Genomic DNA, 19,273 nt, shown 5'->3' with positions numbered 1-19,273 from the left:
CTTCTCCGCTCACACCGCCCGGCCCGACTTCGCATCGAACCGCCGCAGCCTCGCCGCGTCGTAGCGCAGCCACACGGGACTCCCGGTGGGCACACGGAAGTCTCCGGCCGCGCGCGCCACCATGCGCTCGCCGGCCACCTCCACCGTCACCCAGCTCTCCGCGCCCATCGGCTCCACCAGGTACACGCGGCCCTCCAGCGCTCCCGAGGGTGCCGCGCCCTGCCCCACCTCCAGGTGCTCGGGGCGCAGCCCCAGCACCACGTCCACGTCCGGCCGGCCCAGCGTGCCCGGCTTCACCAGGTTGATTCGCGGCGAGCCGAAGAAGCCCGCCACGAACAGGTTCGCCGGCGCGTCATACAGCTCTCGCGGCGGCGCCACCTGCTGCACCTCGCCCTGGTGCATCACCACCACCCGGTCCGACAGCGTCATCGCCTCGGCCTGGTCATGCGTGACGTAGATGAACGTCGCCTTGAGCTGCTCGTGCAGCTTCTTGATTTCACCGCGCATCTGCGCGCGCAGCGCCGCGTCCAGGTTGGACAGCGGCTCGTCGAACAGGAACACCTTCGGCCTGCGCACCAGCGCGCGCCCCAGCGCCACGCGCTGCCGCTGCCCACCCGACAGCTCCTTCGGCCGTCGCGCCAGCAGCGTCTCCAGTCCCAGCGTCGACGCCACCTCGCGCACCCGTGCGTCGATGTCCGCGCGCCCCAGCCCCGCCACCTCCAGCGGGAAGGCCAGGTTCTTCGCCACGTCCATGTGCGGATAGAGCGCGTAGCTCTGGAACACCATGGCGATGTCCCGCTCGCGCGGTGACATCCCATTCACCACCGCGCCGTCGATGCGCAGCGTCCCGCCCGACAGCTCCTCCAGCCCGGCGATGAGGTTCAACGTCGTGGACTTGCCGCAGCCCGACGGCCCCACCAGCGACACGAACTCGCCGTCCGCGATGTCCAGCGTCACGCCCTTCACCGCGGCCACCCCGCCCCGGTACACCTTGCGCACGTCCTGCAGGGACACCGTCGCCACGCGGCTAGACCTCCCCGCCGCCCGGACCCCGGGCCCACCGCGCGCCACACCGTCTCGACGAGTCCACCCTCCGCATGGCTCGGAGCATCCCTTCCCCTGCCTGCACGGCAAGCACTCCGTCACGCCGTCGTGCACCCGCGGACATCAGGCCCCCAGGGAGACGCCGCGCACCCGGGGTACGCCCTCCCGTGAGCGAAGGGATTGAGGCAGCGGAGGGACGCCCCGCGCACTATGGTGGAGCGGCAATGAGCGACACGAGCAGTGAGCCGGCGCGTCCCCCGGCCATCGAGGTCCGGGACATCCACAAGTCCTTCGGCGCCACCGAGGCCCTGCGAGGCGTCAGCCTCGTCGTCCCCGAGGGCACCACCTGCGTGCTGATGGGTGTCTCCGGCTCCGGCAAGACGGTGCTGATGAAGCACATCATGGGCCTGCTCAAGCCGGACAAGGGCGCGGTGCTGGTGGAGGGCCAGGACCTGGCGCAGATGGACGAGACGGCGCTGAACAACATGCGCCGCAAGCAGGGCATCCTCTTCCAGGCCAACGCCCTCTTCGACTCGCTCAACGTCTACGACAACGTGGCGTTCCCGCTGCGCGAGCGCACGAAGATGTCCGAGGCGGAAATCAAGGAGACGGTGGACAAGACGCTGGCCAAGGTGGGCCTGTCGCACGCCACCACGCGCTTCCCGGGCGAGCTGTCCGGCGGCATGCAGAAGCGCGTGGGCTTCGCGCGCGCCACCATCCTCCAGCCGAAAATCCTCCTCTACGACGACCCCACGGCCGGTCTGGACCCGCTCACCACCGCCGCCGTCAACGAAATCATCTTCACGGGCAAGCAGCAGCTCGGCGCCACCTCGCTGGTGATTACGCCGGACGTGGCGTCCGCCTTCGGCATGGCCGACGCCCTCGCCCTCATGCACGAGGGCCTCATCGTCGAGTACGGCCCCCCGGACAAGTTCCGCGAGTCCCAGCACCCCGAGGTGAAGGCCTTCATCAAGAACTGGCTGCAGCGCCGCGCGAAGAGCAAGTCCCAGGCCTGAGCGTCACGACGGGCCGGGGAAGCGCGCGGCGAAGGACTCCAGCGGCAGGCGCAGCGCGTTCGTGACGAACGAGATGGCGTGGTAGTAGCCCGCCAGCACGAGCAGCTCCAACAGCTGCGGCTCGCTCCACTCGCGCGCCAGCTCCGTCCAGAGCGCGTCCGACACGGTGGCGCTCGCGTGCAGCGCGTCACAGAGCCGCAGCAGCAGCCGCTCGCGAGGGCTGAAGGGCGTGGCCTCCACGTCTTCCGTGCACAGGCCGCGGACCTCTTCGGGCGTCAGGCGCACGCGCTCGCCGAAGAAGGCCACGTGGACGCCCCACTCGTACTCGGAGCCGCAGCGCCAGCAGGTGCGGTCGATGACCAGCTCCCGCTCGCGCAGACTCACGCTGCCCTTGTCCAGCAGCCCGCCCGCCATCAGCCGGCTGAAGACACGCTCATTCTTCGCCAGCGTGCGGAAGAGCACGAGGGGCGGCACCCCCTCCGGCATGATGCGCGCGAGCGCGGCGGTGACGGCCTCGGAGTACGGCGGCTCCATGGGCGCGATTCGGGCCCCGTTCATGTCTCGCCTCCTCGTCTTCGGGATGCTACGTTTTCCGTAGCACCATCCTTCTAACGCTACGTTTTCCGTAGCGCAAGGGAGACACCGTGGCACGAACGCCCAGACCCGGCTCCGCCGCCCGAGGCTCCCGCACCGGCCGGCCGGTCATGGTGCTGCTGGACCTGCTCGGCCGGCGGTGGGCCCTGCGCATCGTCTGGGAGCTGCGGGGGGACGCCCTCACCTTCCGCGCCCTGCGCGAGGCCTGTGGCGACGTGAGCCCCTCGGTCCTCAACACGCGCCTCAAGGAGCTGCGCGACAGCGACCTGGTGACGCTCGACGAGGCCGAGGGCTACGTGCTCACCCCGCTGGGACGGGAGCTGCTGGAGCGCTTCCTCCCGCTGGTCGACTGGGCGGAGCGCTGGGCGAAGCGCGGCTGAGCTACGCCCGGGCCAGCTCGGTCCAGCGGCGCTTGCGCCACTCGAAGGGGGGAATCTGGATGCGCTCCTCGACGGAGCCGTTCCACTCCGTCTTCACCCCATGGCGCCCGAGCACCTCACACACCTCGCGGCCGATGGCGAGGCTCGCCTCCGCGTGCTTCGCGGGGTTGCTCTCGTAGGCACCGAAGGCCAGCATCAGTCCCCGGCCCGCGACGCCGCGCTCCAAGTCCTGCCCGTGGTAGAAGACGGCCCCGCGCGGCGGAGTGTCCTGGTAGTTGGCGATCTCATTCACGTCGGACCAGCCGTCGGACATCGTATAGCCCGCGTTCTCCAGCGCGACGATGCCGCGCTGGTTCAGCTCGTCGAAGGCGCTGTCGATGGCGTCATTCAACGTCGGCTCGCTCCAGCCCGCCTCCCGGACGCGCTGCTCCTGGAGCAGCTTCCGGGCGTGGGCCTCCAGCTGCTCGTACAGCGCGCTGCTGCCCTCGCCCAGCTCGTCCTCCACCCACTGCTCCAGGCTCTCGAGGAGCTCTTCCTCGTCCTCGAAGCCGCCGCGCACCGCACACTCGACGCGGGCGAACAGGTGCTTCCGGGAATCATCGTCGCTCATGCGCGGAACTCTATTCCGGGCGCCCGTGTCCGGGCGCGTCTGCGCCGCTGTCCGGACCCGCACCGCGAGGCCGGGATGCGCATACCCCGGGGAGCAATGACTCGCCCCGGCGATGAATCCCTGGCGCCGGCATTGCAGAATGTCCCGTACGGCCGAAGCACCCACCATCAACGCGGCGTCCGGCATCCACCCCCATGTTCCCAGCGCGTCCCCCACCGCCCGAGGCCACCATCCCGCGCCGAGCGACCCGAGCCCTCGCCGGGTGTGGCCCGACAACCGCCATGCGCCCGGAGGACTCCGAGGCCGCCACGCCACGTCATGGCCACCGGGCCGCACTGCTGCTGTGCACCCTCCTGGCCTGCACGCCCGCCGCCGAGCCTCCGCGCGTCGTCCTCTGGGCCTGGGAGCGGCCGGAGGACCTGCGCTTCCTCGCGGGCCAGGCCGCAGACGTGGCCTTCCTGCTGGCGACGCTGGAGCTGACCGGAACGGACGTGCTCGTGCACCCGCGCCGCCAGCCGCTGCGCCTTCCACCGGGAGTCTCGCTCAAGGCCACCGTGCGACTGGAGATGCATCCGGGGACTTCGCTCGCGGACTTTCCACCCGAGCGCCTTCGCAGCCTGGCCGAGCGCCTCGCCACCCTCGCGCACCGTCCCGACGTGACGGCGCTGCAGCTCGACTTCGACGCGCGTGAGTCGGAGCAGGACGCCTACGTCGCGCTGCTCCAGGAGACGCGCCGGCTGCTGCCCGCGGCCCTGCCCCTGTCCATCACCGGGCTGGCCTCCTGGTGCGTCGCGGGAAGCTGGCTCACACGCGCGCCGGTGGACGAGGTGGTGCCCCAGCTCTTCCGCATGGGCGCCGAGGCACCCGCCTTCCGCGCCCGCTTCGCACGTGGGCTTCCGCTGCCGTGCAAAGGCAGCGTGGGCCTCGCGCTCGACGAGTGGCAGCCCGTGCCTCCCGGCGTCTCCACCCTCTACCTCTTCAGCCCCCGCCCGTGGACGCCCGAGGCGTTCACGCGCGCGGTGGCGGGAATGAAGCCATGAAGACTCTGCTCCCGGCCGTGCTCGGCCTCGCGCTCCTCGTGCCACCGTCCTCCGCGGAGGCCTGTGCCACCGACGACGGTTCGCCCATCCAGGTCCACCGCACCCATCCCGACCGGCCCTTCACGTCCTTCGCCGCAGGGCGCCTGGGCGTGCTGCGCGAGAAGTACCGGCACATGTACCTCGCCTATGCGTACCGCTCGATGATGGGCGTGCCCACCACGGCGGACGAGCAGCGGCACCTCGTGGACATGTGGTCGCGCAAGCAGGGCGACGTGTCCCTCACCGGTGAGGACGAGCTGAAGCGCTGGCTCGCCGCCCGGACGGAGGTGGCGCCCTCGCTGCCGGCCTCCGCGCCGCAGGCCGTGGTGGAAGCCGACTACTCCCAGTACGCGCGCATCCAGGGCGATGCCTTCCTGAAGGCCGCGGACACCGCGCGCTCGCTCGCGCGCGAGTGGAAGGAGCACCCGGCGCTGGTGGAGGAGTGGGTGCGCAACCAGGTCGCCGTCTTCGGCTCGTGCGGCGCGGTGCAGGAGTTGGAGCCGAAGCTCGACGAAGGCCTGAAGCCCGCCGAGAAGGCCCGCCGCAAGGCCGAGCACGACTACCAGCAGGCCGCCGCAGCTTTCTATTGCGGCGCCTATGACAACGCGGCCGAGGCCTTCCAGGGCATCTCCCAGTCGGCGGACTCGCCGTACCAGGCACTCGGTGCGTACCTCGTGGCGCGCAGCCGCGTGCGCCAGGCGCTCTTCGGGCGCAAGGAGACTTCCTTCCTCGGTCAACCGCCCACGGACCCCGAGTTCGTCGCGCGGCTCACCGAGGCGGACAAGGTCCTCGAAAAGGTGCTCGCCGCGCCGAAGTGGGCGCAGGTGCACGGGCCCGCGCGGCGCTTGCAGAGCCTCGTGCGCATCCGCCTGCGGCCGGAGAGCTGGGGCTGCGAGCTGCTCTCGCGCGTGCTCCAGCCGGGCACGGGCTCGTCGCTCGGCGCGGAGCTGGGCGACCTGGACCTGGTGGGGTGGCGGGCGGAGCGCTGCACGGGGCTCCCCGCTCCCGCGGCGGAGCTGTCCGAGTGGCTCACCGCCACGCGGGGAATCACGGAGCCCGGGCAGTCCGAGGTGGACGTGCGCCTCCAGGCGTACGACACGGCCGTGGCCCGATGGAAGAAGACGGCGCACGTGCCGTGGCTCGTCACCGCACTGCTCAAGGCGTGGCCGGACTCCGCTGGACTGGCGACACTGCTGGCGGACGCGGCGAAGGTGCCTGTCGCCTCACCGGCCGGGGTGACGCTGGCGTACCGCTCCGCGCACCTGCTGCGCGAGCAGGGGGACGTGAAGGGGGCACAGGCGCGGCTCGCGACGGTGCCGCTGGAGCTGACGCGAGACCAGGTGTCCGCGGACAACCTGCTGCGCGAGGAGCGCTTCGCGACGGCGCGGAGCTGGGAGGAGCTGTTCCGCAACTCGACGCGCCGGCTCGCCGGCATCCAGTCCATGGAGAGCTACAGCGACGCGGTGGACGCACCACCCGATGCGCGGCCGGTGTCCTTCGGTGAGGAGGTCCTTCCCATCCTGGAGCCCCGGCTGACTGCGCGGCGGATGGCCGAACTGGCGGCGAGCGACGCCCTGTCCCCGGCCCTGCGCCGGTGGGCGGGCTGGACGGCCTTCGCCCGCGCCACCGTGGTGGGCGACGACGAGACGATGCGGGCCACGGCGAAGTCGCTCGCCGCGAAGGAGCCCGCGGCGAAGGCGGAGCTGCTCGCCATCGACGGGAAGCCGACGCCCGAGGAGCGCCGCTTCGAGGCGCAGGTGTTGCTCATGGGGCTGCCCGCGGTGTCGGCGCGGCTGGGGCCCTGGGTGTCCCGGCTGGCGACCGATGACCCGAAGTTCGACCTGACGCTGGACGTGTCCGGAACGAACTGGTGGTGCGCGCCCAAGGCGGGCGAGCCCGTGCAGCCCTTCCCCTTCGCGAGCGAGGCGGAGCAGAAGACCTCCGCCGCCGAGTGGAAGGCGCTCATCGACGCGGGGGACTCGGTGCCGTACTTCGCGCGCGTGGCGCTCGACTGGGCGAAGGCGCATCCCGAGGACCCGCGCTCGCCCAAGGCGCTCTTCCGCGTCGTGAGGGCCAGCCGGCGCGGCTGCCGCCAGGGCACGGCGGAAGCCAAGGAGGCCTTCCGCTACCTGCACGAGCACTACAAGAAGAGCCCCTGGGCGAAGAAGGCCACCCGCGTGTACTGAGCTCAGTTCCGCATCAGGCTCACGTCATCCACCTGAATCCAGGTATCCGTGCCGTGGCCCCACATCCCCGCGAACAGCTCCACGCTGTGGTTCGCTCCCGAGTTGAACGTCACCGTCAGCTGCGTGTAGCTGCCCAGCGGCTGCGTGAAATGGACCTCATTCAAGATGGGTCCACCGCCGAGCACGCGCGCGCCGAAGTAGCCATCGGTGTGCGCCCCGGCCGTCTTCACCCAGCCGGTGAGCGTGTAGCTCGTGTTCGGCGTCACGCCGACCTCCTGCTTGAGGGCGTTCCACCCCTCCGTGTTCCGCGCCCACGCGTTGTTCGCGCCCGTCCGCGCGAACCCGGCGCCCCGGTCGATGCCCGCGTTGCCCTCCGAGTACCAGGGTGACGTCGCGCTCGCGGCCGTCTGCTGCTCGAAGCCCGCGTGGCCAACGAGGTTCGCACCCCGGCGCAGGCTCACGTCATCGAGCTGCAGCCACGTGTCCCCGCTCGCCCACAGGCCGCTGTACACCTCCACCACGGAGCTCGCTCCGGAGTTGAAGCTCACGACCTGCTCCGTGTAGCCCGGCAGCGAGCCGAAGGGCCGCTCTCCCAGGATGGGCCCGTTGCCCGGTCCCCGAACCCCGAAGTACCCCGTCGTGTTGTTCGCGGACGTGCGCACCCAGCCCCGCAGCGTGTAGTCCGTGTACGGCTGCACCACCACGCTCTGCTTCAGCGCATTCCACCCGCTGCTGGCGCGCACGAAACCGTTGTCCTGTCCCGTCCGCGCGCCGCCCACGTTGCGGTCCACGCCGCCGCCGCCCTCCAGCCACCAGGGTGCCATCACCGGCGTCGCCGCCTGCGTCTCGAAGCCCGGCTCGGAGAGCAGGTTGTCCCCTTCCGAGTCGCCCACCAGCGTCGCCCGCATCAGGAACGTGTTGTACGGCGTCCACTGCGACATGACGAAGTACAGCTCCGTCGCCGTGTTCCCCCATGGATGAATGAACGCGTTGTAGAGCCCGGGGAACGCACTGCCACTGGCGAGCACCTTCTCGCCGCTCCACGGACCCGTGGGCGTGCCGGCGTCGCGGAGGACGACGGCCTGCCGGTGCTCGTTCAGGTACGTCATCAGGAACCGGCCGAGCGCCGCGTTGTACGAAACGGACAACTCGCTCGCGATGCCGATGGCGACCGGCCGAGCCGCCGCCTGGGATGCGGACCAGCCATTCCCATCCCAGTAGCGATACGCGTTGATATCCAGCAGCGAGCCCTCGGGCACGCGCGCCAGGTGCACGTTGCCGCGGCGGCCGTTCGGCGTCGCGTACATGTAGACGAACCCGCCATTCTTCACGAAGGCGGCCATCTGGAAGTTGTTCGTCCACGAGGCGTTGTTCACCCAGCGCGCGCTCGGGTGCTTCACCCAGTTCTGCCCGTTGTCGTCCGAGTACGCGATGCCCGAGTAGTTCGTGTACCAGAGCCCCGCCTCACCCCAGTGATTCACGGACATGTAGTGGAGGTAGTGCCGCGAGCCCACGGTGACGCCGGCCGTGGGGATGACCGTCATCTCGTCGTTGTTCACCTTCTTCGACGGGAGGATTTCCTTCGCGTGCCGCGCTTGGTCCTGAATCATCGTGGTGAACGTGAGTCCGTTCGACAGCGTCGTATCGGAGGACCGTGCGAGCACGTTGCTGCGCCAGCCGCCACCACAGCCTCCGTTGCCGCACCACCCCGCGCCGAACGTGTCGCCGAACGCCAGGAAGACCTCACCGCCGCCCTTGTCCCAGATGATGCCAAGGTCCGTCCCGTACACCTCGTAGTTGGTATGCGTCTGGTTGGGATTCGGAATCGTCTCTCCGGCCGGCGTCGCCCCGGTGACGCGCGACACCTTCGTCACGCCCGTCGGCGTCACCGCGTGAGCGCTCCCCGTGAAGGCGAGCAGCAGCAGGGTCCACTTCCAGCGCGTCGTACGTCTCATCGCTCGTGTCCGCCTCTCGGGCATGTCGGTTCAACCTGGAGCCCAGAACAGGAATTCATGTCTTCCGAGACATACCAGAACCAACATCGAGAGCCCTCTCCGGGCACAGCGCGCGCGGCGCGAGCTGTCCGTTCACAAACGGGCGGGAATGAACCCATAGACTCACCCGATGCGCCGATTGCTCCCCGCCCTGCTGCTGCTCTCCGCATGCTCCACGGTTCGCCCCGCTCCCGCCGCCGACATGGGGAAGCTCGACTGTCGCAACGCGGGGGAGCTCGCGGTGGTCTTCATCCCGGGCGCGTCGCGGGGCGCGGCGGACTGGGACACGGTGCGCGCGGCCCTGAACCCGGAGGTGAGGACGTGCGCGTGGGAGCCACCGCGCTCATGGCCTCGCACCGCCGGGAACGACACGCGGCTGCTGCTCGATGCCTTGAAGGGACAGGCGAAGCGCTGGGTGCTCGTGGGGCACTCCTATGGCGGGCTCGTGGTGCGCATGGCCTCGGCCGCCGCGCCCGAGTCACTGGCCGGCGCCGTGTTCGTCGACTCCGTGACTCAGGACCAATTCGACCCGGCGCAGGCCTGGCCGGTGTCGGAGACGCAGCACATCGACTGGGTCCGCAGCTTCCGCGAAGCGATGGACGTGGAGCTTCCGCACGGCGTGCCGGTGCTCGCGCTCGTCGCGGACCACCGTGGCGAGCCGGGCTGGGAGGAGAACCTGGCCTCGCAAAGCAAGCTCGTCGTCGGCGGCACACCCGGCGAACTCGAGGTCGTCGAGCGGACGGGCCATCACATTCCCAGGGACCGTCCGGACGCCATCGCGGCGGCGGTGCGGCGGCTGCTCGCTGTTCATTGAGGGGTGCCCGAGGTCGATTTGCCCTGGCTCCCGGACTGAACGAGGCTTAGCTCGGTGACCATGCCATCCGACACCTTGTTTCTGTTGTCTCCCGGCTTCGAGGACCCGGCATATCCCGGCGTGCGCTTCTACTGCGAGCACTGCGCGCAGCTGGAGGGCGTGCTGAGCTACTACCCGCAGGCCGCGAGCGCGCTGGACGTGCGCCGCATCCCCTGGCCCCGGCCTCGCACCGCGGTGGTGGAGCTGGTGGGCGAGCACAACCAGTGGCTCCCGCTGCTGGTGCTCGGCGAGGGCTCGAATGACCACGGCTGCGCGACGGGCTCCTTCGAGGGGCGACGGTTCATCTCCGGCAAGGAGGCCATCGCCCGGTGGCTCGCGGCGCGCTTCGGCATCGCCTCGCCGCACCCGTGAAGCACGGTGAGTCTCACCGGGACATGTACACCCGGCTCGGCATGCCGTCGTAGTCGATGTCCCGGTCCAGCCGCATCCCGAGCCGCTCCGCCACGCGGATGGACGGCGCATTCAACTGATTGATGATGGCCACCACGGGGATGTCGGGGATGTGCTCGCGCGCCTGCTCCAGGGCAACGCGGGACACCTCCGTCGCGAACCCCGAGCCCCACGCCTCGGGAGCGAAGCGGTAGGCGAGGTTCAGCACCGTCTGCCCCTGGAGCTCCTTGTGGCGCAGGCCACCGACGCCCACGACGACGCCAGGGGCCTCGAGCCGCTCCACCGCCCAGTACCCCACGCCCTGCTGGGACCAGTCGCCCAGCCACAGCGCCAGCCGCTCGCGCGCGTCGTGCAGGGTGCGCATGGGCCCGTTGGGATTGAACCGGTTCGTCTCCGGGTCCCCGTGGAGGGCGAGGATGACCTCCACTTCGCTCTCACGAAAGGGGCGGAGCAGCAGCCGCTCGGTGGTCGTCGTGCGCGGGTAGGTCTGAATCATGGTGGGTAATCTGCGCGGCCGGACGCCCGTGCGCCACGGTGATTCTTCAAGGGTCGACAGTGCCGGAGCGGACCGTCCAGCCGTCCTGTTTCTTCTCGAGCCGGAGGGACGCAGTGCCCTTCAGCACGGCCCGCCGCTCTCCCGCGAAGACGCGGTACGTGAAGGACCACACGTCCTCGGAGTACGGCTCGAAGTCCTCGAGGGTGAGCCGGATGCCCTCGCGGAGGTCATGGCCGCGATTGCGCAGCGTCCATCCCGGAACGTGGAGGACGTCCTCGACGCGCGCATCGAGCGAGAAGGGCAGGGTTCGGAGCGCGCAGACACGGTGGGGCGTCTTCTCCGCCAGGCGCTCCAGCACCCAGCTCACGGCGGCTTGGAGGCAGGGCGCATGTTCCTCGCGGTCGCGGATGGCGTCCTCCCACCACTCACCGACCGGACGGACGCGCCTCCCGGTGAACGCCAGTTGGGCCTGCACCGTGGGACTGAGCTTCTCCGGGCCGCGCACCTTGCGCAGCGTGGGGACGGGCGTATGGGCGATGGTGGACTCGACGCCGTGTAGTCCCACCGCGCTCTCCAGGAGCCACCAGCGGTCGAAGACCTCCACCGTCAGCGGCGGTGGCCCGAGCAGCTCCGGGAGCACCCGCCGCCTCACCGCTTCGTGGTCGGCCATGATGCCAATGGGGGAATGCGTGGCGCGCTCCAGGTCATCCTGGAAGTTGGCGAGGACGGCGAGCTTGAGGAAGGTCTGCGCGTTCTCCTCCTGGCCCACGTAGTCATGGTCTCCAACGCCCAGCTGGCTCCAGACATGGGGCTGGTCCAGCCGCATCCACTGGGGAACATCCCGTTGCGCCAACCACTCGAGCAGCGCCTGCGTGGGACGGAGCACGTAGAACTGCGCCATGACGAGGGGCAAGGACGACCTCCTTCGATGGGGTTCACATCCTTCAGCGGGGCAGCGGCTGACGGCGCGGTTTCCGGAGTCCTGACGGAAGCCGTGACGCGCGAGGGTGCCCACCCGTGACGTCACCTCACGGGTTGTCCCGAGTCCCACCCAAGAAGCCACCCCACGGATTGCCGCGTGTCAGACCGTGGGGATAGCTTTCTCCGCATGCCGGACATCCGCCTGCCCGCCGAAGCGAAGTACAAGACCGAGCTCGAAGCCCTCGCCGCCCACGACGACAAGCCCCGCCCACCGGGTTGGGCGCTGTCGCCGCGCGCGGTGGAGATGTACATCCTCGGGAGCCCCAAGCCCGTCGGAGGCGTGTCCATCACGCCCAAGTACGTCGGTGACAAGGGGCTCATCCAGGTGTGCATCGCCACGCTCGCCTCCGACCGCGCGCTGATGCTGGTGGGCGAGCCGGGCACCGCGAAGAGCTGGCTGTCCGAGCACCTCTCCGCGGCCGTCAGCGGCACCTCCGCCCTCATCGTCCAGGGCACGGCGGGCACCAGCGAGGACCACCTCAAGTACTCATGGAACTACGCGCTGCTGCTGGCGCAGGGCCCGTCACCGGAAGCGCTGGTCCCCTCCCCCGTGCTGCGCGCGATGAAGACGGGCAAGTTCGCCCGCTTCGAGGAAGTGACGCGCACGTCGCCGGAGATCCAGGACGCGCTCATCTCCATCCTCTCGGAGAAGCAGGTCTCCATTCCGGAGCTGGGCGACGTGGTGAGCGCGCAGCGGGGCTTCAACCTCATCGCCACCGCGAATACGCGAGACCGCGGGGTGAACGAGATGAGCGCCGCGCTCAAGCGCCGCTTCAACTTCGTCACCGTGCCGGTGGTGGAGGACCTGGAGCAGGAGATTCAAATCGTCACCAAGCGCGAGGCCGAGCTGCGCAATGACTACCAGGTCGGCGTGCCCCCGCCGGAGGAGCTGTCGCGGCTGCTGCTGACGCTCTTCCAGGAGCTGCGCAAGGGCGTGACGAAGGACGGGAAGACGAAGGTGCGCACGCCGGGCGCGGTGCTGTCCACGGCGGAGGCCATCAGTGTGCTGTTCAACAGCTCCATCCTCGCGGAGCAGTTCGGCGGCGGGAAGGTGACGCCGCACGAGCTGGCGGCGTCGCTGGTGGGCGCGGTGGTGAAGGAGCAGGAGGACGACGTGAAGGCCCTGCGCGAGTACATGGAGACGGTGGCCAAGAGCCGCACGGGCGCGTGGAAGGAGCTGTACACCGCGAGCAAGAAGCTCTTGAGGGGCTGATGGACCTCGCCCTGCTCTCCCGGGTGCACCTGTTCCCGGTGCGCCACCACTCGCCGCGCACCACGGCGGTGCTGGGCCGGTGGCTGGAACGTGTCCGGCCGGAAGTCATCCTGGTGGAAGGTCCGTGTGACGCGACGGGCCTCGTGGACGTGCTGTGCGACGAGGCGACGAAGCCGCCGGTGGCGATTCTGGGCTACCGGACGGACGGCACGCCGCGCTCGGCGCTGTGGCCCTTCGCGGAGTACTCGCCCGAGTACGCGGCGCTGCGCTGGGCGAAGGCGAACAAGGCCCGCGCGGAGTTCATCGACATCCCCGTCGGCGTCAGCCTGGAGGTGGACCGCGAGGACAGCGAGGAGCCCGGCGCCGAGCCCGGCGTCGAGACGGAGTCCGCCGCCACCTCCGTCACCCATGAGCCCGAGGAGCCCATCTCGGAGCGCTTCGCGAAGGAGCGCGGCTACCGCTCCTTCGAGGAGTTGTGGGAGGCGATGTTCGAGGCGCCTGACTGGACGCCCGAGGGCTTCCGGCCGGTGCTGCTGGCCTGGGCGGACGTGCTGAACGCGGGCCCGCGGAATGACTACCACCGCTGGCGCGATGCCTTCATGGCGCGCAAGGTGCTGGAGGTGGTGGCCAGCGGTGTACCGCCGGAGAAGGTGGCGGTGGTGGCGGGCGCCGCGCACGTGGCGGCCTTCATTGCCGGCGACGTGGACGCGGCGCTGGAGGCGAAGCTGCCCAAGGGCGTGCCCTGCGCGGTGACGGTGATTCCGTACAGCTTCCCCCGGCTCGCGGAGCAGCTCGGGTATGGCGCGGGCAACCGGGCGCCGCAGTTCTACCAGAAGGCCCACGAGGCGAAGTGCGACTTCCGGCGCGCGACGCTGGAGGTGCTCATCGACTTCGCGGGGCACCTGCGCACGCGCGGCTTCACCGCGTCGCTGTCGGACGTGCTGGAGGCGTACCGGCTGGCGTTGACGCTGGCGGACATGAGGGAGAAGAGCGCGCCGGGCCTGGACGAACTGCGCGAGGCCACGGTGGCCACGCTGTGCCGCGGGGACGCGACGCACGTGGACGGCTTCCTGTGGAAGAGCGTCATCGGCCACCAGGTGGGACGGGTGGCGAGCCGCATTGGGCAGAACTCGCTCCAGGCTGAGTTCTGGCGCGAGGTGGACGCTCGCCGCCTGCCGCGCTCGGACAGCCCGGAGACGTTCTCCCTGCGGTTGAACAACGACGTGGAGGTGGGCTCCTCCGTCTTCCTGCACCGGCTGCGCGTGGCGGGGATTCCGTACGCGGCGCTCCAGGGTGCGGGGCAGCAGCGGGGGGCACCGCCGGCGGAGGCCGGGGGCTATGCCGCGCTCACCCGCGTGCGTGAGTCCTGGCAGGCGCAGTGGACGCCGTCCACGGACGTGGCGCTGGTGGAGAAGATTGTCCTCGGCGACACGCTGGAGGCGGTGACGACGCGCATCCTCCAGGAGCGGCTGACCGAGGCGAAGTCCACCGCCGACGCGGCGGACGTGCTGCTGGAGTCGGTGATTACCGGCTGCTCGCAGACGGTGGCGGCGGCCCTGCGGGCCTGTGATGCGCACGCGGCCACGGACTCGGATCTACCGTCGCTTGCCTCCGCCGCGCGGGCCCTGTCCGGGCTGGTGGCGTACGGCACGTCCCGGGCGCACGCCGACGTGGGCGACGAGGCGGTGGCGGTGCTGTGCGAGAAGACCTTCGGCCGAGCGCTGCTGCGGGTGCGCGAGGCCAGTGCCTGCGCGCCGGACGCAGTGGGCCCGGTGCTGGAGGCGCTGCGCACGCTGCACGAGGTGGCGCTGGCGCAGCCTCGCGCGGACAAGGCCGGGTGGCTGGCGGAGGCGCGCGGGCTGATGGAGAGCCACGCCGTGCATCCGTCGACGTCGGGACTGGCCACGGGGCTGCTGTACCTCGCGCAGGAGCTGGCAGAGTCGGACGTGGCGCTGGAGGTGGGGCGGCGGCTGTCGCTGGCGGTGGAGCCGGAGGCGGGCGCGGCGTACCTGGAGGGCTTCCTCCAGGTGAACGCGCTGGTGCTGGTGAAGAGCCGCGAGGTGGTGAAGGCGTTGGATGACTTCCTCACCAGCGTGGAGGCCGAGCGCTTCCGTCAGACCCTGCCGGTATTGAGAAGAGCACTGGGCGCGCTGGGTCCCACGGAGCGCCGCTACCTGATGGAGAACGTGGTGGCGCTGCGACAGCTCGGGACGAAGGGGCAGGCGGTGAAGGTCGTCCTCGAGGAGAAGGACAAGGAGAAGCTCAAGGACATGAGCGCGGAGCTGGGCAAGGCGCTCGATGACCTGGACGACCTGCTATGAGCGTGGACCCCAAGGACCTATCGGAGAAGGACCGGGATGCGCTCCTGCGCTGGCGGCTGGCGCTGGGCCCGGCGGCGGAGAAGACGGGCTCGTGCCCCTCGCTGCGAGGACTGGCCGGCGGCGCGGGCGCGGTGGGCGTGGGCGAGTCGGACCTGGAGGAATTGGATGACGCGCTCTCCTTCGTCTACGGCGAGCGGAACGCGAACACGTCGGGCTCGCGGCCGTACATCCCCAAGTGGCTGGGCGCGCTGCGAGGCTTCTTCCGCGACGACGTGATTGCGCTCGTCCAGAAGGATGCGATTGAGAAGAAGGGGCTGACGCAGCTCCTCTTCGAGCCGGAGACGCTGCCCTTCCTGGACAAGAACGTGGAGCTCGTGACGACGCTCGTCAGCGCGCGCGGGCTGATTCCGGACCAGGCGAAGGACATCGCCCGTCAAATCGTCCGCGAAGTCGTTGATGACCTGCGTAGGAAGCTGGAGGCGTCCGTCCGCACGGCCGTGTTCGGAGCGCTGAAGCGGGACAGGACGAGCCCACTGCCGATTGCGCGCAACATGGACTGGAAGCGCACGATTCGGCAGAACCTGAAGGGCTGGGACGCGGAGCGCAAGCGGCTGATTCCGGAGCGCTTCTACTTCTGGCCCAACCAGCGGCGGCACCACGAGTGGGACGTGACGCTGGTGGTGGACCAGTCCGGCTCCATGGCGGAGAGCGTCGTCTACAGCTCGGTGATGGCGGCCATCTTCGCGTCGCTGGACGTGCTGCGCACCAGCCTCGTCCTGTTCGACACCGAGGTGGTGGACATGACGCCCATGCTGGCGGACCCGGTGGAGGTGCTCTTCACGGCGCAGCTCGGCGGTGGCACGGACATCAACCGCGCGGTGGCGTACGCGCAGGCCAACCACGTGCAGCGGCCGGAGAAGACGCTCTTCATCCTGATTACGGATTTGTACGAGGGCGGCAACGCCGAGGAATTGGTGGCACGGCTGCGGCAGCTCGTGGACTCGCGGGCGAAGGTGCTGTGCCTGCTGGCGCTGTCGGACGGGGGCAAGCCCTCGTACGACCATGCGATGGCGGAGAAGCTCACCGCGCTGGGCATTCCGTGCTTCGGCTGTACGCCGCGCAAGCTGGTGGACGTGGTGGAGCGGGTGATGCGCAACCAGGATCTGGGGCCGCTCGTGTCGGCCGACAAGGAGGCGCGCCATGGCTGAGGTGCGGAAGCTGACGGGGGGACTCGGGGCGCTGACGGAAATCATCAGCGACCGGGCGGAGCTGACGAAGGGCGCGCAGCTCTTCGACGGCAAGCAGCTCTCCAACCTGTCCCGGTACGAGAACCGGCTCTTCGCGGACGCGCTGGGCTCGGGGGCGTCGCCGTACAAGGTCTCGCTGGTGTTCGGCGACGGGCGCGAGGTGAAGGGGCGCTGCTCGTGCATGGCGGCGCGCTCGCGGCCCTTCTGCAAGCACGCGGCGGCGCTGCTGGTGGCGTGGGCCCGGGCGCCGGAGGCCTTCGTCACCACGGACGCGGCGCCCGCCGGTGGCTCGGACGGCTCGAAGAAGAAGAGCGTCAAGAAGGGCAAGGCGGAGACCGCGGATTTGATGAAGGCAGGCGTGGCGCAGGTGTCCACGCTGGTGCGGGAGCTGGGCCTGTCGGGCGTGGTGTCGCTGGGCGCGGACCGGCCGGAGCAGGTGCGCCAGCTCGGAGAGGTGCTGCGGGCCAATGGCCTGCGCCGGCTGGCGGCGCGCACGGTGGAGGTGGCGGGACTCCTGGACCTCGCGGTAGCGCGCACGGGCACCTTCGAAGCGCCGGTCTACGCGGACCTTGTAGCGGACATGCTGCTCACCGTGCGCAAGGTGGAGAAGCACCTGGGCGGCGAGGCGCTGGAGGACCGCTACGTCGAGGAGCTGATTGGCAAGACGTGGACGAAGAAGGACCGCGCGCCGGTGGAGGGCCTGACGCTGGTGGAGTACGCCTTCACCACGCGCACCACGCCGGACAACTTCCTCGTGCGTGAGAGTCGCTTCGTGGACCTCGCCTCCGGGAAGCACTACGCGGAGAAGCAGATTCTCCCCGCGTTCCTCAAGAGCGTGGAGCCGAAGAAGAGCCACGCGGGGCTGGTGCTGGAAGAGGCGAAGGGTGGCCAGTATCCGGGCTTCGCGCCGCACCGACTGGATTTGGACGCGGAGGCGCGGAAGCTGCCGCTGGACGGCGCGGCGCTGCGACGGCTGGTGGAGGTGGCGCTGCCGGACGTGGGCGCGGCGCTGGCGGCCTTCCAGGAGCACCGCAAGGACGTCTTCGCGCCGGACCTGCTGCCGGTGACGCTCCGGGTGGAGACGCTGCTGGCGAGCGGACAGCGCTCGCAGCTGGTGGACTCGGGAGACCGGGGCCTGTTCCTCCCGGGGGACGCGGCGCTGGAGGAGCCCCTGGCCGCGGCGCTGGAGGGCGCGAAGCTGAAGGTGGTGCTGGGAGACGTGGGCCTGGAGGCGGCGCTGCCCACGCTGTTCCCCCTCGCGGTGGTGGTGGAGACGCCGGAGGGGCTGGAGCTGCGCGGACTGGGAAGGCTGGAGGGCGAGGCCTTCACGTCGCGCCGTCGGGGCGGCTCGAAGCCGGCGGCGGCGCCGGTGGCGGTGCCCCGGAGCGGGTGGTCGGACGCGGCGCGGGCGGCGGGTGCGTCGCGCGCGGCCATTGCCCTGGCGGAGGTGCGGGACGAACTGGCGGAGAAGTTCGCCAACGGGCTGCCCGCGCTGTCCACGCGCGCGGTGGAGCCGCTGGTGGCGCGGCTGCGCGAGCTGGGGCTGGAGAAGCCGGCGGCGCTGCTGGAAGCGCTGGCCGGAAGGCCCGACGCGGGGGAGCGGCTGGACGACTTCATCAAGGTGTACCAGGTGCTCGGCATCGCCCTGGTGCGGCTGGCGGGCGCGGTGCAGGTGGACGGCGGCGCGCTGCAGCCGGTGCCCACGCACCCGAGCATCCACGTGCGCAGGCCCGAGGTGCCGCTGCCTCCGGGCGAGGCGCTGCTGAAGCGCGCGCGCGGCGAGCTGACCCGCTACGAGGCGGCGGCCCACGCGGCGCACTTCTACGCGAGCATGAAGCCGGACGCGCTGCTGGGCGAGCTGTACCCGGCCTGGAGCGACGGCGCGGCCAGTGCCTTCGTGGCGCGGGCGGTGGCCCAGGGCTCGCGGGACAAGGCGCTCGCGGTGGCGAAGACGGCCCTGGCCGAGCACCACAGCCGCATGGTGCGCCGCACGGCGATTCGCGTGCTGGGCATGCTGGGCGGCACCGAGGCGCGGCAGCTCCTGGACGCGCTCACGCGCAAGGGACACGACGCGGGCCTGCGCCTGTTCGCGCGCGAGGTGCTGGAGGACGTGCGGGCGCGCGAGGCGGGCCCCGAGGCCATGTCGGCGCTGCTGAAGACGCGGCGCGAGCGCATCCACGCGTACTCGCAGCGGGCGCTCACGGAGCCGACGAAGGAGGCCCGCCGGGGCGCGGTGGACCAGCTCGAGGGCGTGGGGCTGACGGTGGCGTGGCCGGTGCTGCGGCAGGTGCTGTACGGGGACCCGGCGCGCGAGGTGCGCAACCGCGCGGCCATGGCCCTGGCGTGGCTGGGGGACGCGGAGGTGCTGGAGCGCTACGTCGCCAGCGTGGAGGCACGCGGCGGGGACGACGAGGAGGCGAAGACGGCGACGTATGCCCTGGGAGTGCTGGGCGACGTGCGCGGCGCGGAGACGCTGCTGGCGGCCTTCGTGGACGGCTGGAAGCCGGGCGTGGTGTCCGAGTCGCTGAAGACGTTCGGCCTCGCCATGCTGGGGCCCGCGGTGCGGCTGGCGGAGATTCGACCAGAAGCCGTGGAGCGCCAGGCGCTGCGCAACCTGTTCGAGAAGTTCCCCGCCGACGCGCTGGCGGAGGAGCTGCTCAACCGGGTGAAGGCCTCGCGCGAGCACCCGGAGTTCCTCGCCCGGTGCGCGGTGTACCTCAAGCTCGCGGCGGAGAACGCGCACGGCGCCGGGAAGCCGGTGGCCCAGGTGCTCTTGGGCGTGCCCGAGGTGGCCGCGGACAAGGCGCTGTCCCGGACGGCAAAGAAGCTGCTGGGGGTGAAGGCGTAG

Annotated in this window: 16 protein-coding genes; 10 read left to right on the top strand and 6 right to left on the bottom strand. The window is 70.7% G+C overall.

What is annotated here, in order from left to right; genetic code table 11:
• Positions 1 to 9 precede the first annotated feature (9 nt).
• Positions 10 to 1,023 (bottom strand): ABC transporter ATP-binding protein, encoded by a 1,014-nt coding sequence (locus G4D86_RS07735; protein ID WP_163991136.1) that lies wholly within the window; start codon positions 1,021 to 1,023, stop codon positions 10 to 12.
• A gap of 245 nt (positions 1,024 to 1,268) precedes the next feature.
• Between G4D86_RS07735 and G4D86_RS07730 the strand changes: the two genes are divergently transcribed.
• The gene (locus tag G4D86_RS07730) at positions 1,269 to 2,060 is read left to right on the top strand and encodes an ABC transporter ATP-binding protein (RefSeq protein ID WP_163991134.1); all 792 of its coding nucleotides are present in this window, start codon (positions 1,269 to 1,271) and stop codon (positions 2,058 to 2,060) included.
• 3 nt (positions 2,061 to 2,063) lie between these two features.
• Here G4D86_RS07730 and G4D86_RS07725 read toward each other — a convergent pair whose 3' ends face one another.
• Complete coding sequence (locus G4D86_RS07725) at positions 2,064 to 2,618, bottom strand: carboxymuconolactone decarboxylase family protein (RefSeq protein ID WP_163991123.1); 555 nt, start codon at positions 2,616 to 2,618, stop codon at positions 2,064 to 2,066.
• An 86-nt stretch (positions 2,619 to 2,704) separates the two neighbouring features.
• Here G4D86_RS07725 and G4D86_RS07720 point away from each other — a divergent pair, with 86 nt between their 5' ends.
• Positions 2,705 to 3,034, top strand: coding sequence for a winged helix-turn-helix transcriptional regulator (locus tag G4D86_RS07720; protein ID WP_240360112.1), 330 nt, complete (start codon positions 2,705 to 2,707; stop codon positions 3,032 to 3,034).
• Position 3,035: 1 nt separating this feature from the next.
• Here the strand turns inward: G4D86_RS07720 and G4D86_RS07715 are convergent, their stop codons facing one another.
• Entirely contained in the window at positions 3,036 to 3,644 is a 609-nt protein-coding gene (locus G4D86_RS07715; RefSeq protein WP_163991122.1) for a DUF6891 domain-containing protein, read from the bottom strand.
• Between the two features lie 281 nt (positions 3,645 to 3,925).
• Between G4D86_RS07715 and G4D86_RS07710 the strand changes: the two genes are divergently transcribed.
• A complete protein-coding gene (locus G4D86_RS07710) occupies positions 3,926 to 4,684 on the top strand; it encodes a hypothetical protein (protein WP_240360111.1) in 759 nt (252 codons plus the stop codon).
• A complete protein-coding gene (locus tag G4D86_RS07705; RefSeq protein WP_163991120.1) occupies positions 4,681 to 6,909 on the top strand; it encodes a hypothetical protein in 2,229 nt (742 codons plus the stop codon). Before G4D86_RS07710 ends, G4D86_RS07705 begins: the two co-directional genes overlap by 4 nt.
• A gap of 2 nt (positions 6,910 to 6,911) precedes the next feature.
• Here G4D86_RS07705 and G4D86_RS07700 read toward each other — a convergent pair whose 3' ends face one another.
• Complete coding sequence (locus G4D86_RS07700; protein ID WP_163991118.1) at positions 6,912 to 8,864, bottom strand: DUF4185 domain-containing protein; 1,953 nt, start codon at positions 8,862 to 8,864, stop codon at positions 6,912 to 6,914.
• A gap of 169 nt (positions 8,865 to 9,033) precedes the next feature.
• Here G4D86_RS07700 and G4D86_RS07695 point away from each other — a divergent pair, with 169 nt between their 5' ends.
• Both G4D86_RS07695 and G4D86_RS07690 read left to right on the top strand, forming a co-directional pair.
• The gene (locus G4D86_RS07695) at positions 9,034 to 9,717 is read left to right on the top strand and encodes an alpha/beta fold hydrolase (RefSeq protein ID WP_163991115.1); all 684 of its coding nucleotides are present in this window, start codon (positions 9,034 to 9,036) and stop codon (positions 9,715 to 9,717) included.
• Between the two features lie 60 nt (positions 9,718 to 9,777).
• On the top strand, positions 9,778 to 10,128 hold the full coding sequence (locus G4D86_RS07690) for a DUF3088 domain-containing protein (RefSeq protein WP_163991114.1): 351 nt from the start codon (positions 9,778 to 9,780) through the stop codon (positions 10,126 to 10,128).
• Positions 10,129 to 10,141: 13 nt separating this feature from the next.
• Here G4D86_RS07690 and G4D86_RS07685 read toward each other — a convergent pair whose 3' ends face one another.
• Both G4D86_RS07685 and G4D86_RS07680 read right to left on the bottom strand, forming a co-directional pair.
• Positions 10,142 to 10,663 (bottom strand): GNAT family N-acetyltransferase, encoded by a 522-nt coding sequence (locus tag G4D86_RS07685; RefSeq protein WP_163991112.1) that lies wholly within the window; start codon positions 10,661 to 10,663, stop codon positions 10,142 to 10,144.
• Positions 10,664 to 10,709: 46 nt separating this feature from the next.
• Positions 10,710 to 11,576 carry a hypothetical protein gene (locus G4D86_RS07680; RefSeq protein ID WP_240360110.1) on the bottom strand — a complete coding sequence of 289 codons (867 nt, stop codon included), beginning with the start codon at positions 11,574 to 11,576 and terminating at the stop codon, positions 10,710 to 10,712.
• 195 nt (positions 11,577 to 11,771) lie between these two features.
• On the opposite strand from G4D86_RS07680, the gene G4D86_RS07675 reads away from it, so the two are divergent.
• The 4 genes from G4D86_RS07675 to G4D86_RS07660 are packed head-to-tail and all read left to right on the top strand — an operon-like array spanning position 11,772 to position 19,273.
• On the top strand, positions 11,772 to 12,857 hold the full coding sequence (locus G4D86_RS07675) for an ATP-binding protein (protein ID WP_163991110.1): 1,086 nt from the start codon (positions 11,772 to 11,774) through the stop codon (positions 12,855 to 12,857).
• On the top strand, positions 12,857 to 15,178 hold the full coding sequence (locus tag G4D86_RS07670; RefSeq protein ID WP_163991108.1) for a DUF5682 family protein: 2,322 nt from the start codon (positions 12,857 to 12,859) through the stop codon (positions 15,176 to 15,178). The genes G4D86_RS07675 and G4D86_RS07670 overlap by 1 nt, the downstream gene beginning before the upstream one ends.
• A complete protein-coding gene (locus G4D86_RS07665) occupies positions 15,175 to 16,386 on the top strand; it encodes a VWA domain-containing protein (protein ID WP_163991106.1) in 1,212 nt (403 codons plus the stop codon). Before G4D86_RS07670 ends, G4D86_RS07665 begins: the two co-directional genes overlap by 4 nt.
• Positions 16,379 to 19,273, top strand: coding sequence for a HEAT repeat domain-containing protein (locus G4D86_RS07660; RefSeq protein WP_163991104.1), 2,895 nt, complete (start codon positions 16,379 to 16,381; stop codon positions 19,271 to 19,273). The genes G4D86_RS07665 and G4D86_RS07660 overlap by 8 nt, the downstream gene beginning before the upstream one ends.

Origin of the sequence: Pyxidicoccus caerfyrddinensis (assembly GCF_010894405.1) — a bacterium.
GTDB lineage: Bacteria > Myxococcota > Myxococcia > Myxococcales > Myxococcaceae > Myxococcus > Myxococcus caerfyrddinensis.
Note: the sequence above shows the minus strand (reverse complement) of the source record. Positions and strands in the feature narration are given on the sequence as shown.

What these genes read in the sequence shown, in the direction of transcription:
- G4D86_RS07705 (WP_163991120.1), top strand. Translation starts at nt 4,681, where the DNA reads ATGAAGACTCTGCTCCCGGCCGTGCTCGGCCTCGCGCTCCTCGTGCCA.
- G4D86_RS07730 (WP_163991134.1), top strand. Translation starts at nt 1,269, where the DNA reads ATGAGCGACACGAGCAGTGAGCCGGCGCGTCCCCCGGCCATCGAGGTC.
- G4D86_RS07695 (WP_163991115.1), top strand. Translation starts at nt 9,034, where the DNA reads ATGCGCCGATTGCTCCCCGCCCTGCTGCTGCTCTCCGCATGCTCCACG.
- G4D86_RS07685 (WP_163991112.1), bottom strand. Translation starts at nt 10,663, where the DNA reads ATGATTCAGACCTACCCGCGCACGACGACCACCGAGCGGCTGCTGCTC.
- G4D86_RS07670 (WP_163991108.1), top strand. Translation starts at nt 12,857, where the DNA reads ATGGACCTCGCCCTGCTCTCCCGGGTGCACCTGTTCCCGGTGCGCCAC.
- G4D86_RS07710 (WP_240360111.1), top strand. Translation starts at nt 3,926, where the DNA reads ATGCGCCCGGAGGACTCCGAGGCCGCCACGCCACGTCATGGCCACCGG.
- G4D86_RS07665 (WP_163991106.1), top strand. Translation starts at nt 15,175, where the DNA reads ATGAGCGTGGACCCCAAGGACCTATCGGAGAAGGACCGGGATGCGCTC.
- G4D86_RS07690 (WP_163991114.1), top strand. Translation starts at nt 9,778, where the DNA reads ATGCCATCCGACACCTTGTTTCTGTTGTCTCCCGGCTTCGAGGACCCG.
- G4D86_RS07660 (WP_163991104.1), top strand. Translation starts at nt 16,379, where the DNA reads ATGGCTGAGGTGCGGAAGCTGACGGGGGGACTCGGGGCGCTGACGGAA.
- G4D86_RS07700 (WP_163991118.1), bottom strand. Translation starts at nt 8,864, where the DNA reads ATGAGACGTACGACGCGCTGGAAGTGGACCCTGCTGCTGCTCGCCTTC.
- G4D86_RS07675 (WP_163991110.1), top strand. Translation starts at nt 11,772, where the DNA reads ATGCCGGACATCCGCCTGCCCGCCGAAGCGAAGTACAAGACCGAGCTC.
- G4D86_RS07725 (WP_163991123.1), bottom strand. Translation starts at nt 2,618, where the DNA reads ATGAACGGGGCCCGAATCGCGCCCATGGAGCCGCCGTACTCCGAGGCC.
- G4D86_RS07715 (WP_163991122.1), bottom strand. Translation starts at nt 3,644, where the DNA reads ATGAGCGACGATGATTCCCGGAAGCACCTGTTCGCCCGCGTCGAGTGT.